This window comes from Streptomyces sp. NPDC085931, assembly GCF_044540565.1.
Lineage (GTDB): Bacteria > Actinomycetota > Actinomycetes > Streptomycetales > Streptomycetaceae > Streptomyces.
Map to the genome: position 1 here is coordinate 654053 of NZ_JBITSK010000002.1, position 13976 is coordinate 668028.

A 13976-nucleotide genomic window follows, 5' to 3' on the forward strand; every position below is an offset into this window, starting at 1 on the left:
GACTGCCGCGGAAAGGCCCCTCGCCATGCGCAGCGCTTCGACGGAACACCCGGGCAGCGAGCGCCCTCAGCGCCCGGACGCCCCGGCCGGTCTGGCCCGGAAGACACCGCTCACGGCACTGGACCGCGTGCCGTGGGGTGACATCCAGGACTCCACCGGTTCGGCGGCGGCCATTCCCGTACTGCTCAGCGGCATCGCCTGCGGCGACGCCGACACCGCCCGCTCCGCCCTCGACGACCTGCGCAAACGGATCTGCCAGTTCGGTTTCGTCGTGGAGCAGGCGACCGCCGCCACGGTGCCGTTCCTGTGGGAGCTGGCGAAGCTGCCGCAGGTGACCGTCCGCGCCCAGATCATCCAGCTGCTCAAGAACATCGCCGACGCCCGGCAGTGGGAGAGCACGGCGGCCGTCTATCCCAAGCTGCTGAACCACCGGGAGAACCCGGTGGTGTGGGAGCGGGCGGCGCGCCAGGCGGTGCGGGCCCGCAGCGGCGAACTCGGCCGCCTCATGGCGGACGAGGACACGGAGATCGCACGGGCCACGACCGAGCTGGCCCGCTCGCTGGGGGCCTGACAGCGGCGTACGGCGCCGGCGGCCCGGACCCCGCGGTGTTCCGGAGACGTGACGATACGGTGAGGGCCCCCTGCCACCCCGGGTGACGCCCCTCGCCTCCCGGGGCCGGGCAGTGTAGACATGGGCACATGGTCCGACTCTTGGGTCGATCCGGGACTCGATCGCCCCTGCGGCCCGGCTCCACGCCGTCCGCGCGGCAGCGGAGGGAGACGGGTCCGTCACGGTGGCATCCGATGGCGGGGCTGCGGTCGGTGCTGGGCGGGCGCAGCGTCGCCGGGCAGGTGTTCCTGCTGGTCGTGGTGATCGTGCTGCTGCTGGTCGTGGCGGCCGTGGTGGCCCTGGTGCTCCAGGTGCGGCACGACACGACGCAGGAGGCGCGCAACCGCTCGCTCGCCGTCGCGGAGACCTTCGCCAACGCGCCGGGCACGGTCGAGGCCCTGGACGGCCCCGATCCCACCGCCGTGCTGCAGCCGCGCGCCGAGGCCGCGCGGGAGCGGTCGAAGGTCGACTTCGTCGTCGTCATGAACACCGACGGGATCCGTTACACCCACCCCAAGCCGGACCGCATCGGCAAGCAGTTCGTCGGCACGATCGCGCCGGCGCTGGCCGGGGAGGCGGTGACCGAGGAGATCGAGGGCACCATCGGGCCCCTCGTCCAGGCCGTCGTGCCGGTGAAGGACCCGGACGGCCGGGTCGTGGGGCTGGTCTCGGCGGGCATCACGACGAAGAACGTGGGCGGGACCGCCGACCGGCAGCTGCCGCTCGTGCTGTCGGCCGCGGCGGCGGCGCTCGCGCTGGCGACCGCCGGCGCCGCGCTGGTGAGCAGGCGCCTGCTGCGCCAGACCCACGGGCTCGGGCCGCACGAGATGACCCGGATGTACGAACACCACGACGCCGTGCTGCACGCGGTCCGGGAGGGCGTGCTCATCGTGGACGACCAGGGCACCCTGGTCCTGGCCAACGACGAGGCGCACCGGCTGCTCGGGCTGCCCGACGACGCCGAGGGCCGCCCCGTCCTCGGCCTGGGTCTCGACCCGGGCACCGCCGACCTGCTGGCGTCGGGCCGTGTCGCCACGGACGAGGTGCACCTGGTCGGCGACCGGCTCCTCGCCGTCAACCAGCGGACCACGGACCGCGTCGGCGTCCCGCCCGGCAGCGTCGCCACGCTGCGCGACTCCACGGAGCTGCGGGCCCTGTCCGGCCGGGCCGAGACCGCGCGGGAACGGCTCAACATGCTGTACGACGCCGGGGTGGGCATCGGCACCAGCCTGGACGTGACCCGGACGGCCGAGGAGCTGACCGAGCTGGCCGTGCCCCGGTTCGCCGACTTCGCCACCGTGGACCTGTTCGACGCGGTGCTGGGCGGCGGGCAGCCGGACGCCGCGGCCACGCTCAGCCGCACGGCGCTCAGCGGCATCCGCAAGGACGCTCCCCTCTACCCCGTCGGCGAGCGCATCCGGTTCGTGGAGACCTCCCCGCAGGGCCGCAGCCTCGGCAGCGGCCGGCCCGTGCTGGAACCCCGGCTGGGCGAGGCGCCCGGCTGGCAGGCGCAGGACCTGGAACGCTCGGCGCAGATCGTGGAGTACGGCATCCACTCGCTGATCACCGTGCCGCTGCGGGCCGGGACGCTGATGCTGGGCGTGGTCAGCTTCTGGCGCTACGAGAAGCAGGAGCCCTTCGACGAGGACGAGCTGGCCCTGGCCGAGGAACTGGTCGCCCGGGCCGCCGTCTCCATCGACAACGCGCGCCGCTACACGCGCGAGCACAGCATGGCGGTGACCCTGCAGCGCAGCCTGCTCCCCCGCAACCTGCCCGAGCAGGGCGCGCTGGAGATCGCCTACCGCTATCTGCCCGCCCAGGCCGGGGTGGGGGGCGACTGGTTCGACGTGCTGCCGCTGTCCGGGGCCCGGGTCGCACTCGTGGTCGGGGACGTGGTCGGGCACGGGCTGCACGCCGCGGCCACCATGGGGCGGCTGCGCACCGCCGTGCACAACTTCTCTTCCCTGGATCTGCCGCCGGACGAACTGATCGCCCTGCTGGACGAGTTGGTCGGCAGGATCGACCAGGACGAGACGGAGGAGGAGGGCAGCGCCCCGGTCACCGGAGCGACCTGTCTGTACGCCGTGTACGACCCGGTCTCCCGGCGGTGCACCCTCGCGCGGGCGGGGCACCCGCCGCCGGCCCTGATCCACCCGGACGGCAGCGTCGAGTTCCCGGACGTGCCGGCCGGCCCCCCGCTCGGGCTCGGCGGGTTGCCGTTCGAGACGGCGGAGCTGGAGCTGGCGGAGGGAAGCCGGCTCGTGCTGTACACGGACGGGCTGGTGGAGGACCGGGAGCGGGACATCGACGTCGGTCTGGAGATGCTGCGCGAGGCCCTGGGCCGGGCCGGGGAGTCGCCGGAGGACACCTGCCGGGTCGTGCTCGACTCGCGGCTCACGGCCCGCTCCAGCGACGACATCGCCCTGATCGTGGCCCGGACGCGGGCGCTCGCCGCGGACCATGTCGCCGAGTGGCCGGTGCCGTCCGACCCTGCGGCCGTGGGCGAGGTGCGGGCCGCGGTGAGCCGGCAGCTGGCCGCGTGGGGCCTGGAGGAGCTGACGTTCACCACCGAGCTGATCCTGAGCGAGCTGGTCACCAACGCGCTGCGCTACGGCGGCGACCCGATCCGGGTCCGGGTGCTGCGCGACCGCAACCTGATCTGCGAGGTGTTCGACAGCAGCAGCACCTCGCCGCATCTGCGGTACGCGACCATGACGGACGAGGGCGGCCGGGGCCTGTTCCTCGTCGCCCAGCTCGCCGAGCGCTGGGGGACGCGCTATCTGCCCGCGGGTAAGGTCATCTGGGCCGAGCAACCCCTGCCATAAGTCGGACCGGGGAGTGCTCATAAAGTAGCCTTATGGGCTCATAGACCGGACCCGCGTACCAAGTAAGGCTTGCCTTAGTTTAGGCTTCCCGTCGAGACCGCTTGTCGCCGCTCGAAGGGAACCTGACCATGCCCCGCCCCCTGCGGGTAGCCATCGTCGGATCCGGCCCTGCCGGGATCTACGCCGCCGACGCCCTGCTCAAGTCCGAGGTGGCCGCCGAACCCGGCGTGTCCATCGACATCTTCGAGCGCATGCCGGCGCCGTTCGGGCTGATCCGGTACGGCGTCGCCCCCGACCACCCGCGGATCAAGGGCATCATCACGGCCCTGCACCAGGTGCTCGACAAGCCCCAGATCCGGCTGTTCGGCAACGTGGACTACGGCTCCGACATCAGCCTGGACGACCTGCGGGCCTTCTACGACGGCGTGATCTTCGCCACCGGCGCGATGGCGGACCGGTCGATGTCGATCCCCGGCATCGACCTCGACGGCTCGTACGGCGCCGCCGACTTCGTCTCCTGGTACGACGGCCACCCGGACGTGCCGCGCACCTGGCCGCTGGAGGCCGAGAAGGTCGCCGTGCTCGGCGTCGGCAACGTGGCGCTCGACATCGCCCGCGTCCTGGCCAAGACGGCGGACGAGCTGCTGCCGACCGAGATCCCGCCGAACGTCTACGAGGGCCTGAAGGCCAACCGGGCCAAGGAGATCCACGTGTTCGGCCGCCGGGGCCCGGCGCAGGCGAAATTCAGCCCGATGGAGCTGCGGGAGCTGGACCACTCCCCCAACATCGAGGTCATCGTCGACCCCGAGGACATCGACTACGACGAGGGCTCGATCGCCACCCGGCGCGGCAACAAGCAGGCCGACATGGTCGCCAAGACGCTGGAGAACTGGGCGATCCGCGACGTCGGCGACCGTCCCCACAAGCTGTTCCTGCACTTCTTCGAGTCGCCGGCGGAGATCCTCGGCGAGGACGGCAGGGTCGTCGGCCTGCGCACCGAGCGCACGCAGCTCGACGGCACGGGCAACGTCAAGGGCACCGGCACCTTCAAGACCTGGGACGTCACCGCCGTCTACCGGGCCGTCGGCTACCTGTCCGACAAACTCCCCAAGCTGCCCTGGGACATCGACTCCGGCACCGTCCCGGACCGGGGCGGCCGGGTCGTGCAGGAGTCCGGCGAGCACCTGCAGTCCACGTACGTCACGGGCTGGATCCGGCGCGGCCCCGTGGGCCTGATCGGGCACACCAAGGGCGACGCGAACGAGACCGTGGCCAATCTGCTGGACGACTACGCCAACGGGCGGCTGCAGACGCCGGCCAGCCCCGCGCCCGAGGCGGTGGACGCGTTCCTCGCCGAGCGGAACGTCCGCTTCACCACCTGGGACGGCTGGTACAAGCTGGACGCCGCCGAGAAGGCGCTGGGCGAGCCCGAGGGCCGTGAGCGCGTGAAGATCGTCGAGCGTGAGGACATGCTCCGCGCCAGCGGCGCCTGACTCCCCATACACCCGCGGGGCGGGTCCGGTGGCAATGTCATCGGACCCGCCCTTCTGCGTGCTTGAACCCTGTACGATCCGGATGCTTCACCAGATCATCACATCGCCTTCATCAGAAGGCCATGCAGGGGGGACGAACGTCCATGCGCATACGCCTTGTCACCACCACCGCCGCGGCCGTCGCGGCCGGAGTCCTGACCGCCCTGGCCGCCACTCCGGCCCAGGCCGCCGAGTACACCTCCGCGCTGAAGATCCGCGGCATCCAGTACGACGCCCCGGGGAGCGACTCCAACCGGTGCTCGGGAGGGAACACCAAGGAGGAGTACCTGACCGTCAAGAACTACTCCAAGTCCACGACGGTGAACCTCAAGGGGTACGTCGTGAAGGACGCGGCGGGGAACAGGTTCACCTTCACCGCGAACCACACGCTCCAGCCGGGCGACTACGTGAAGCTGCGCGGCGGCAACGGGACCGACTCCGACGCCGGCAACGTCGTCTACCGCGACAACTGCAACTTCATGTGGAACAACGACAAGGACACGATCTACGTGTACAAGCCGTCCGGCGCCTACGCCGACGTGCACTCGTACACCAGGAGCGGCTCGGACAAGGACGGCAACGGGTACATCACGTACCACGGCTGAGTCCGCCCGGCCCGTGCCCCCTCAGGGGTTCGGCGCCGTGAGATAACGCTGCAGCGTCGGGGCCAGCCAGGCCACGATCTCCTCGCGGGCCAGCCCCACGGCGGGCGGGAACCTCAGGACGTAGCGCGTGAGCGCCAGTCCGAGGAGCTGCGCGGCGCACAGTCCGGCCCGCGCGGCGGCCTGTTCGGGGTCGGGGCAGATCGCGCGGGCCACCGGGACCAGCTGGTCCCGGAAGACCGTCTGCATCCGTTCGGCCCCGGCGCTGTTGGTCACTCCGACCCGCAGCAGCGCCGTCAGCACCTCGTTCTCCTCCCACATGCCGAGGAAGTGCCTCACGAGCGCCTGCCCCGCGTCCTCGCGGGGCAGTGCGGCGAGGTCCGGCATGGACAGGTCGATGGAGACCGCGGCGGCGAACAGGCCCTCTTTGTTGCCGTAGTAGCGCATGACCATGGAGGGGTCGATCCGCGCGTCCTTGGCGATCGCCCGGATGGTGGCCCGGTCGTAGCCGTCGGTGGCGAAGCGTTCGCGGGCGGCCATGAGGATGGCGCCGCGGGTGTCCTCCGAGCGGCGGCGCCCGCCGCGGGATTCCGCCTCCGCGGTTCCTCTGTCGCTGACGTTCATGCCGGCCAGCGTAAGCCAACGCACGTTTGCCAACAACTGTTGACCCACGGCTCCGGTCCGCCCTACCTTGGTCAACAGATGTTGGTCAACGAGTGTTGGCAAACAGATGTTGGCAACAGGAGGTCATCCATGCCGCTCCAGCCCTCCGTGATCGTCGTCGGTGCCGGGCCCGCCGGACTGCTGCTCGCCGGGGATCTCGCCGCCACCGGGGTCCCCGTCACCCTGCTCGAAAAGCGCCCGCGCGGGATCAGCAACCTCTCCCGCGCCTTCGTCCTGCACGCCCGCACCCTGGAACAGTTCGACGCCCGCGGCCTCGCCGACGAGGTGGAGTCCACCGGGCGCCCACTGGACAGCCTCCGCCTCTTCGGCCGTCTCAGCGTCGACCTGAGCACCCTCCCCTCCCGTTACAACCACCTGCTCGTCACCCCGCAGTACGAGGTGGAGAAGGTCCTGTGGCGGCGCGCCGTGGAGGCCGGGGTGGACATCCGGCACGAGACGGAGCTGACCGGGCTGGTCCAGGACCCGGACGGCGTGACGGTGGAGGTCCGCACGGCGGCCGGGCCGACGCGGCACCTGCGGGCCGCCTACGTGGTCGGCACCGACGGCGTGCGCAGCGCCGTACGGGAGGCGATCGGGCTGCCCTTCCCCGGGCGCTCCGTCATCCGCTCCGTCGTCCTCGCGGACGTCCGGCTGGCGGAGGAGCCCGAGAACCTGCTGACGGCCGACGCCGTCGGCGACGCCTTCGCCTTCCTCGCGCCGTTCGGGGACGGCTACCACCGGGTGATCGCGTGGAACCGGGCCCGCGACGTCCCCGACAGCGAGCCGGTCGGACTCGACGAGGTCAAGGAGGTCACCCGGCTCGCCCTCGGCCGCGACTTCGGCATGCACGACCCGCGGTGGATGTCCCGCTTCCACAGCGACGAACGTCAGGTGCCCGCGTATCGCGTGGGCCGCGTCTTCCTCGCCGGGGACGCGGCGCATGTGCACACCCCGGCCGGCGGCCAGGGCATGAACACCGGCCTGCAGGACGCGGCCAACCTCGGCTGGAAGCTGGCGGCGGTGGTCCGGGGCCACGCGGACGCGGCCCTCCTCGACAGTTACCAGACCGAACGCCACCCGGTGGGCCGGGCCGTGCTGCGCAGCAGCGGTGGGATCGTGCGCCTCGCCATGGCCAAGGCCCCCTGGACACTGGCGCTGCGGGCCGCGCTCACGGCTTTCCTCGACACGGTCGGCCCGGCCCGGCGCAAGGCGATCGGCACCATCACCGGCATCGGCTTCCGGTACCCGGCGCCCCGTGGGGCGCACCGCCTCACCGGCAGGCGCGCCCCGGACGTCGCCCTGGCGGGCGGTCGCCTGTACGAGGCGCTGCGCGGGGGGCGGTTCGTGCTGATCGCTCCGCCGGAGTACCGGGGCGGCGGCGGCCGCGCGGACCGTCTCGCCGTGGCGCACTGGCGCAGCGGCCGGGGCACGGCCGTCCTCGTCCGCCCCGACGGGTACGTGGCGTGGGCGGCGGATGCGGCGGAGCCGGCCGCGATCGAGGAGGTGCTGGCCGCGCACGTGGGGGCGGCCTGAGGTCACGTCTTGCGCCGGGCGCCGGGCGCGGCGATCAGCGCTTCGCGCAGGGCCCCGGATCTCGCTGCCGCCGGGCGCCCCCGCCGTCCGGACGCCCTCGCCTGCCGGACCCTCCGGGTCTCGGTAGGCGGGAGGTTCAGCCGGCGGCCGGCCGGGCGGCCGGCGCCGCGCCGGTCAGCAACCGTCCCATCGCCGCCAGCACGGACGGCTCGACCCGGTAGTACACCCAGGTGCCGCGCCGCTCGGAGGTCAGCAGTCCGGCCTCCTTGAGCTTCTTCAGGTGGTGGGAGACGGTCGGCTGGGAGACACCGACGTCGGAGATGTCGCACACGCACGCCTCGCCGCCCTCGTGCGCCGCCACGGCCGAGAAGAGCCGCAGCCGGACCGGATCGCCCAGCGCCTTGAACATGCGCGCGGCCGTCTCGGCCTCCTCGGCGGTGATCGGGCGCTCGTTCAACGGCGGGCAGCAGGGCACCACGCCCTCGCCGACGGGGTCGAGCAGCGGCAGCGGCTTGGCATTCGACATACATCTATGTTGACACACGTCGAAACAGCGGATCCCATGACCTCGGCGCCGCTGCTTCGACGAACGTCTATGTTGACGCTCATCGAAGCAGGTGCCATCCTGGCGGCACAGGACATCGACGAACATCGAAACACACAGGGAGTCGCCGTGAACGCGTCCACCACCGAGCTGCCCGTCGTCGTGATCGGAGCCGGTCCCATCGGTCTGGCCGCCGCCGCGCACCTCACCGACCGCGGTCTCCCCACGATCGTCCTGGAAGCCGGGCCGACCGCCGGCGCGGCGGTGCGCGAGTGGGCACACGTCCGGCTGTTCTCCACCTGGGCCGAACTCACCGACCCGGCCGCCGAGAAGCTCCTCGCCCCGACCGGCTGGACCAGGCCCGACCCCGGGGCGTACCCCACCGGCGGCGACTGGGCGCAGCACTACCTGCAGCCCCTCGCCGACGCCCTCGGCGACACGGTGCGCACCGGCGCCCGCGTCACCGGCGTCTCCCGGGCCGGGCGGGACCGCGTGGTCGACTCCGGGCGCGAGACGCAGCCGTTCGTCGTGCACGTGGCCCACGCCGACGGCGGCCGGGAGCGGCTGTTCGCCCGGGCCGTCATCGACGCCTCCGGCACCTGGACCACCCCCGGCCCCGCCGGGGCCGGCGGCCTGCCCGCCCTCGGCGAGGACGCCGCGGCCGACCGCGTCACCTACCGCGTCCCGGACCTCGCCGACCCGTCCGTTCGCGCCCGGTACGCGGGCAGGCGCACCGCCGTCATCGGCTCCGGGGCCTCCGCCTTCACCGCCCTGGCCGGTCTCGCCGACCTGGCGAAGGCGGACGGCGGGGCGGGCACGAAGGCGCTGTGGGTCCTGCGCCGTTCCCTGTCCGGCTCGACCTTCGGCGGCGGGGAGGCCGACCAGCTCCCGGCCCGCGGCGCGCTCGGGCTCGCCGCGCGGGCCGCCGTGGACGAGGGGCACGCGGACGCAGTCACCGGCTTCCGCACCGAGGCGATCGAACGGGACGGGGACGGCCGCCTGGTCCTGGTCGCCGAGGACGGCCGGCGGCTGGGCGCGGTCGACGAGGTCGTCGTGCTCACCGGGTTCCGCCCGGACCTGTCGTTCCTGTCCGAGATCCGTCTCGGCCTGGACGAGCGCCTCCAGGCGCCGGTCGCGCTCGCCCCGCTGATCGACCCCAACCAGCACTCGTGCGGCACGGTCCACCCCCACGGGCACCGTGAACTCGCCCATCCCGAGCAGGGCGTGTACCTGGTCGGCATGAAGGCCTACGGCCGCGCCCCGACGTTCCTGGCCATGACGGGTCACGAGCAGGTGCGCTCCGTCGTCGCCGCGATCGCCGGCGATCTGGAGTCCGCCGACCGCGTCGAACTCACCCTCCCCGAGACCGGGGTGTGCGGCGGAGCCGGCCTCTTCGACACCCCGGAGGCCGACGCCACGGGGGACGGCTGCTGCGGGCCCGCGCCCGTGGCCGCCGGTGAGCCGGCGACGGCCGGGGGGTGCTGCGGCGCCTGATCCCGCAGTGCTGCCCGGGCGGGCGGCAGGTGTACGGCCGTTTGCCGAACCGGCAACGGCGTTCGGATGCGCCGGGGTGTGCGCCGGATGATCGGGGTCGAGCGTCCCTTTCCGAGCGCGGGAGGATCCATGTCCCAGACGTCCGCCGCCGGCCCCACGCACCGCCTGGTGCCGTCACCGGCCGGCCGTGTCCACCTCGTCGAGCAGGGCGAGGGGCCCCTCGTGCTCTTGCTGCACGGATTCCCCGAGTCCTGGTACGCCTGGCGCCACCAGCTGCCGGTGCTGGCCGCGGCCGGATACCGGGCGGTCGCGGTCGACGTGCGCGGCTACGGGCGCTCCTCCCGGCCCGCGGCCGTGGCGGACTACCGGATGCTCGCGCTGGTGGAGGACGGTGTCGCCGTGGTGGAGGCGCTGGGCGAGGAGTCGGCCGTGGTCGTCGGGCACGACTGGGGCGCGAGCATCGCCGCCGTCTCCGCGCTGGTACGGCCCGACGTGTTCCGCGCGGTGGGCCTGCTGAGCGTGCCCTACACCCCGCCCGGCGGCCCGCGGCCCACCGACGTCTTCGCGGCCATGGGCGGCGACGAGGAGTTCTACGTCTCCTACTTCCAGGAGCCAGGTCGCGCCGAGGCGGAGATCGAACCCGATGTGCGCGGCTGGCTCGCGGGGTTCTACGCGGCCCTGTCCGCCGGCGGGCGGGCCGATTCCTCTTTCGTGGCCCGGGGCGGGTCGATGCGCGACCGGTTCCCGGTGGGGCGCCTGCCGCAGTGGCTGAGCGAGGCCGATCTGGACGTCCTCGCCGGGGAGTTCGAGCGTACGGGGATGACCGGTGCGCTCAACCGGTACCGCGCCATGGACCGGGACTGGGCGGACCTGGCGGATTTCGCCGGTGCCGCCCTCACCCAGCCGTCGCTGTTCCTCGCCGGCGGCCTGGACGCGTCGCTGACCTGGCTGGCCGACGCCGTGGAGGCGTTCCCGGTCACGCTGCCCGGCCTGACGTCCCATCACATCCTGGAGGGGTGTGGCCACTTCGTGCAGCAGGAACGCCCCGCCGAGACCGGCCGGCTGCTGATCGAGTGGCTCGCGGGTCTGCCCGCCTGGGCGTTCGGCAGCCGGCGCGAGCGGTAGGCGCGCGGGCGGGGTGCGGGGCTGGACGGCCGGGGTGCGCGACTTACGCACGTGGTCGCAGGTGCGGTCGTCGCTCCGGAACGAGGTGTCGCAGGCGCGCAGTCGGGGCGCGAAGGCGAGTCCGGTCGGGCCCGCGCCCACGCCCAGCACGTCCAGGGTGCCGTCGGCGGCACTCACCGTGGACGCGGCGGCCCGGCGTGCCGGGGCCCTCCGCGGCGTGTCCGTGGCGGAGGGCTCCCGTCCGGTGGTGCCGGTTCAGACCTCCAGGTCGGCCTCGATCCTGCGGAGCTGGTGGCGGGCCATCGCGAGGTTGGCCCGGCTGCCGTCGAGCACGAGGTAGAGGAACAGCCCGCTGCCCCCGCGCCCCTTGAGGAGGCGGATGAGGTGGTACTGGGTGTTCAGGGTGATGAGGATGTCCTCGATCTCCTCCTTCAGGCCCAGCAGCTCCATGGTGCGCAGCTTGGCCCGTACGACGTCGGTGTTGCCGGCTGCGGCGACCTCCAGGTTGAAGTCCTTCGTGCCCCCGAGGGTGCCCAGGGCCATGCCGCTCGTGTAGTCCACGAGGGCGACGGCCGTCGCTCCGTCGATGGAGCTCAGGCATTCCTTGAGGGCGGTCTCCGTGTTGGCCATGCGGTCGGTTCCTTTCCTTGGGTGGTGCTTCGGTCGGTCGGTCGGGAGGTGCGGAGCGGCTCCGGCGGTTCAGGCGCGAGCCGTTCGGGTGCCGGGCGGTTCAGGTCCCGGGCGGTTCAGGTGCCGGGCGGTTCAGGTGCCGGCCTGGGGGTGTGGCTGGTGGGCGGGGCGCTGCGGGGTGCGCACCGGCAGGGTCCCGATGGGGCGGGTGGCGGTGACGGGGGGTGCCGCGCTGAGGTGTTCCGCGGCGTCGAGCGCGGACCCGGGCGCGGACTCCGGCGTTCGCGCGAGCCCGGGCGCGGGCGCCGGCCGGTCGGCGTGGCGGCCGGTGCCCGGGCCGACGCGGGTGGCGACCAGGTCGGCGATCCGGGCTCCGCTGCGCCGGCCCTCCAGGTGGAGGCGGCCGACGTTGACCCGGTCCTCGGCCAGCAGCGTGAGGACGGCGGTGGTGCCGGCCGCGTAGGTCGCGACATAGCCCTGCGAGCCCCGTACGAGCAGTTCGCGGAAGTCGCCGCGGGTGGCGGCGTCGGTCATCCGGTGGGCGACGCCCAGGGCGGCGGCGGTGAGTGCCGCGAGTCCCTCCGGTTCGGTTCCGGGCACGTCGTGGGCGAGGACGAGTCCGTCGACGGTGGCCGCGAGCGCGCCGGTCAGCCGGGGTACGCGGGTGCGCAGCCCACGCAGTTCGTCCAGGACGTCGGTCTCGACGGCCATGAGCAGTCTCCTTTCGGCACGCTGTCGTCGCGCGCGGATCACAGTGCCTCCAAGGCGTGCAGGAGCCGCCGAAGCAGAGCGGTGTCGGGCTCGTCCGGGAACGGTGGACGAGAGGCGGGCCCGGGCACGGTCGACACGGCGGCGGGGACCCCGGAGGCCGCCGGCGTCTCGGGGGCGCGGGAGGCCACCGGCGTCTGTGGACCAGCGGCCGCCGCGGGTACAGCAGGGGCCGCGGGCGCAGCGGGGGCCGCGTGAGCCACCGCGGCCACGGGGGCCACGGGCGCCACGGGGGCTGCGGGGGCGACCAGACCGGCGGCGGCCAGGCGGCGGAGTTCGACCAGGGTGTGGAAGGTGCGGCAGGCGAGGGCGGTGGCGATCTGGGCGGCGGTGCGGACGCCGTCGATCTGGGCGAGGATCCGGCTGCGGCGGGCGGGCAGGTCCACGTCCTCGGCGCCGGGCACCCGGGCGAGCGGTACCAGGTCGACGGCGGGTTCGGGCCATATGCGGTGCAGCAGTTCGCGGCGGCGTCCGGACTCGCGCAGCACGGTGGCCACCGGTACGGAACGGACGGCGCCGAGCCAGTGCGCGACTCCGGGCCGGAAGCGCAGGGCCGGCCCGTCGTGGGCGAGGACGAAGTACGCCGCGTCGAAGAGGGCGCCGAGGTGGCACAACTCCAGTGCCCCGGCGGCGAGATGGCCGCTGTCGACGAGCTGGCGTCCCACGCGGCAGCGGCGGCCGGCCCGGTCGATCGCCTCCCACCAGCCGTCGGGGGTGAGCGCTCCGCTGTGGGTGAGCAGGTCGCCGAGGGCGGGGGTGACGGCGGACTCGACGTGCACGACGTGCCCGGCGGCCAGGTAGACGATCCCCGCCTCGGTGGACAGGGCGCCGCTCGCGCTCCGCTCCGCCAGGGCGGCGAGCCGGGCCGAGGCCGGCTCGTCGGTGCGCGAGGTGAGGAGCTGCGTGATCATCCGAGCACCAGTCTGTCCGCCATCTCGGCCAGCCGTATGCGGGCCAGCGCCAGGTTCCCGTCCGTGCGGTCCAGCCATAAGTGCAGGAACACGGTGCTGTCGAAGGTCGTGGTGACGAACCTCAGCAGGTGGTAGGAGTCCACGGTGGTGAGGATCAGGTCCTGCACGGGTGGCTCCTTGCCCAAGGCGCCGCCCGCGTCGCCCGCCGGGGCGAGCACGCCGCTCTCCGTGGCGAGCCGGGCGAGTTCGGCGGTCTCCGCCGCCGTCGCCTCCGGGTCGCCGCCCGGAGCGTCACCCACCGCGCCCAGGGCAAGGCCGCTGATCCAGTCGACCACCGACGCCCCCCGGGCACCGGGCAGCCGCATGGCTTCCAGCAGACTCTCGTCGATTCCGGGCACGCCGAATCCCCTCCCCCTGCACGGCCGTTCCCGCGAACGTGAGCACGACACTACGGTGGGTGCTCGGCCCAGGTGAACGCTTTGGCATTTTCCAAAGGAATGTGCAGGGAAGCGGGCGACGGGTGAACGTGCTCGAACGGAAGCGGGCAGGATGCGTCGCTCCGGGGACGGACCGCAGGGTCGGCCCTGCGGTCGATGCGGGCACCGCACCCGCGCGCACCCGGCGGCCGGTCCGGGTCAGCGACAGCGGGGCGGGAGAAAACGCTGGGCCGTGGCGGCGGGGCCGGCGGTACGCTGAGGACGATCTCGACCGCCGTGCAGTGAGGAGTGACAGACGTGGT

General features: G+C 73.4%; 13 protein-coding genes. 7 read left to right on the forward strand and 6 right to left on the reverse strand.

Features of this window, described 5'->3' with window-relative positions; all coding sequences use genetic code 11:
* Positions 1-25 precede the first annotated feature (25 nt).
* The 4 genes from ACIGAN_RS05835 to ACIGAN_RS05850 all read left to right on the forward strand — a co-directional run bounded on the left by ACIGAN_RS05835 (position 26) and on the right by ACIGAN_RS05850 (position 5572).
* Positions 26-571: a hypothetical protein gene (locus ACIGAN_RS05835; protein ID WP_365097938.1), complete on the forward strand. Its 546-nt coding sequence runs from the start codon at positions 26-28 to the stop codon at positions 569-571.
* 233 nt (positions 572-804) lie between these two features.
* Positions 805-3435, forward strand: coding sequence for a SpoIIE family protein phosphatase (locus tag ACIGAN_RS05840; RefSeq protein WP_399855188.1), 2631 nt, complete (start codon positions 805-807; stop codon positions 3433-3435).
* A gap of 128 nt (positions 3436-3563) precedes the next feature.
* The gene (locus tag ACIGAN_RS05845) at positions 3564-4928 is read left to right on the forward strand and encodes an FAD-dependent oxidoreductase (protein ID WP_365097934.1); all 1365 of its coding nucleotides are present in this window, start codon (positions 3564-3566) and stop codon (positions 4926-4928) included.
* Positions 4929-5071: 143 nt separating this feature from the next.
* The gene (locus ACIGAN_RS05850; RefSeq protein ID WP_399855191.1) at positions 5072-5572 is read left to right on the forward strand and encodes a lamin tail domain-containing protein; all 501 of its coding nucleotides are present in this window, start codon (positions 5072-5074) and stop codon (positions 5570-5572) included.
* Between the two features lie 21 nt (positions 5573-5593).
* Here the strand turns inward: ACIGAN_RS05850 and ACIGAN_RS05855 are convergent, their stop codons facing one another.
* The gene (locus ACIGAN_RS05855) at positions 5594-6193 is read right to left on the reverse strand and encodes a TetR/AcrR family transcriptional regulator (RefSeq protein ID WP_399855194.1); all 600 of its coding nucleotides are present in this window, start codon (positions 6191-6193) and stop codon (positions 5594-5596) included.
* Positions 6194-6322: 129 nt separating this feature from the next.
* On the opposite strand from ACIGAN_RS05855, the gene ACIGAN_RS05860 reads away from it, so the two are divergent.
* Positions 6323-7765, forward strand: a complete 1443-nt coding sequence (locus ACIGAN_RS05860) for an FAD-dependent monooxygenase (RefSeq protein ID WP_399855197.1) — start codon at positions 6323-6325, stop codon at positions 7763-7765.
* Between the two features lie 136 nt (positions 7766-7901).
* Here the strand turns inward: ACIGAN_RS05860 and ACIGAN_RS05865 are convergent, their stop codons facing one another.
* Positions 7902-8291 carry an ArsR/SmtB family transcription factor gene (locus ACIGAN_RS05865; RefSeq protein WP_365743868.1) on the reverse strand — a complete coding sequence of 130 codons (390 nt, stop codon included), beginning with the start codon at positions 8289-8291 and terminating at the stop codon, positions 7902-7904.
* Positions 8292-8438: 147 nt separating this feature from the next.
* Between ACIGAN_RS05865 and ACIGAN_RS05870 the strand changes: the two genes are divergently transcribed.
* Together ACIGAN_RS05870 and ACIGAN_RS05875 are read left to right on the forward strand one after the other, a co-directional pair.
* Complete coding sequence (locus ACIGAN_RS05870) at positions 8439-9803, forward strand: FAD-dependent oxidoreductase (RefSeq protein WP_399855199.1); 1365 nt, start codon at positions 8439-8441, stop codon at positions 9801-9803.
* Between the two features lie 129 nt (positions 9804-9932).
* Positions 9933-10928, forward strand: a complete 996-nt coding sequence (locus tag ACIGAN_RS05875; RefSeq protein WP_399855201.1) for an alpha/beta fold hydrolase — start codon at positions 9933-9935, stop codon at positions 10926-10928.
* Between the two features lie 255 nt (positions 10929-11183).
* Here the strand turns inward: ACIGAN_RS05875 and ACIGAN_RS05880 are convergent, their stop codons facing one another.
* The 4 genes from ACIGAN_RS05880 to ACIGAN_RS05895 form a co-directional block, all read right to left on the reverse strand.
* A complete protein-coding gene (locus ACIGAN_RS05880; protein ID WP_351364254.1) occupies positions 11184-11558 on the reverse strand; it encodes a hypothetical protein in 375 nt (124 codons plus the stop codon).
* Positions 11559-11690: 132 nt separating this feature from the next.
* Positions 11691-12269, reverse strand: a complete 579-nt coding sequence (locus tag ACIGAN_RS05885) for a roadblock/LC7 domain-containing protein (RefSeq protein WP_399855203.1) — start codon at positions 12267-12269, stop codon at positions 11691-11693.
* A gap of 38 nt (positions 12270-12307) precedes the next feature.
* A complete protein-coding gene (locus tag ACIGAN_RS05890) occupies positions 12308-13237 on the reverse strand; it encodes a hypothetical protein (RefSeq protein ID WP_399855206.1) in 930 nt (309 codons plus the stop codon).
* Positions 13234-13635, reverse strand: a complete 402-nt coding sequence (locus ACIGAN_RS05895; protein ID WP_365743858.1) for a hypothetical protein — start codon at positions 13633-13635, stop codon at positions 13234-13236. Before ACIGAN_RS05895 ends, ACIGAN_RS05890 begins: the two co-directional genes overlap by 4 nt.
* Positions 13636-13976 lie beyond the last annotated feature (341 nt).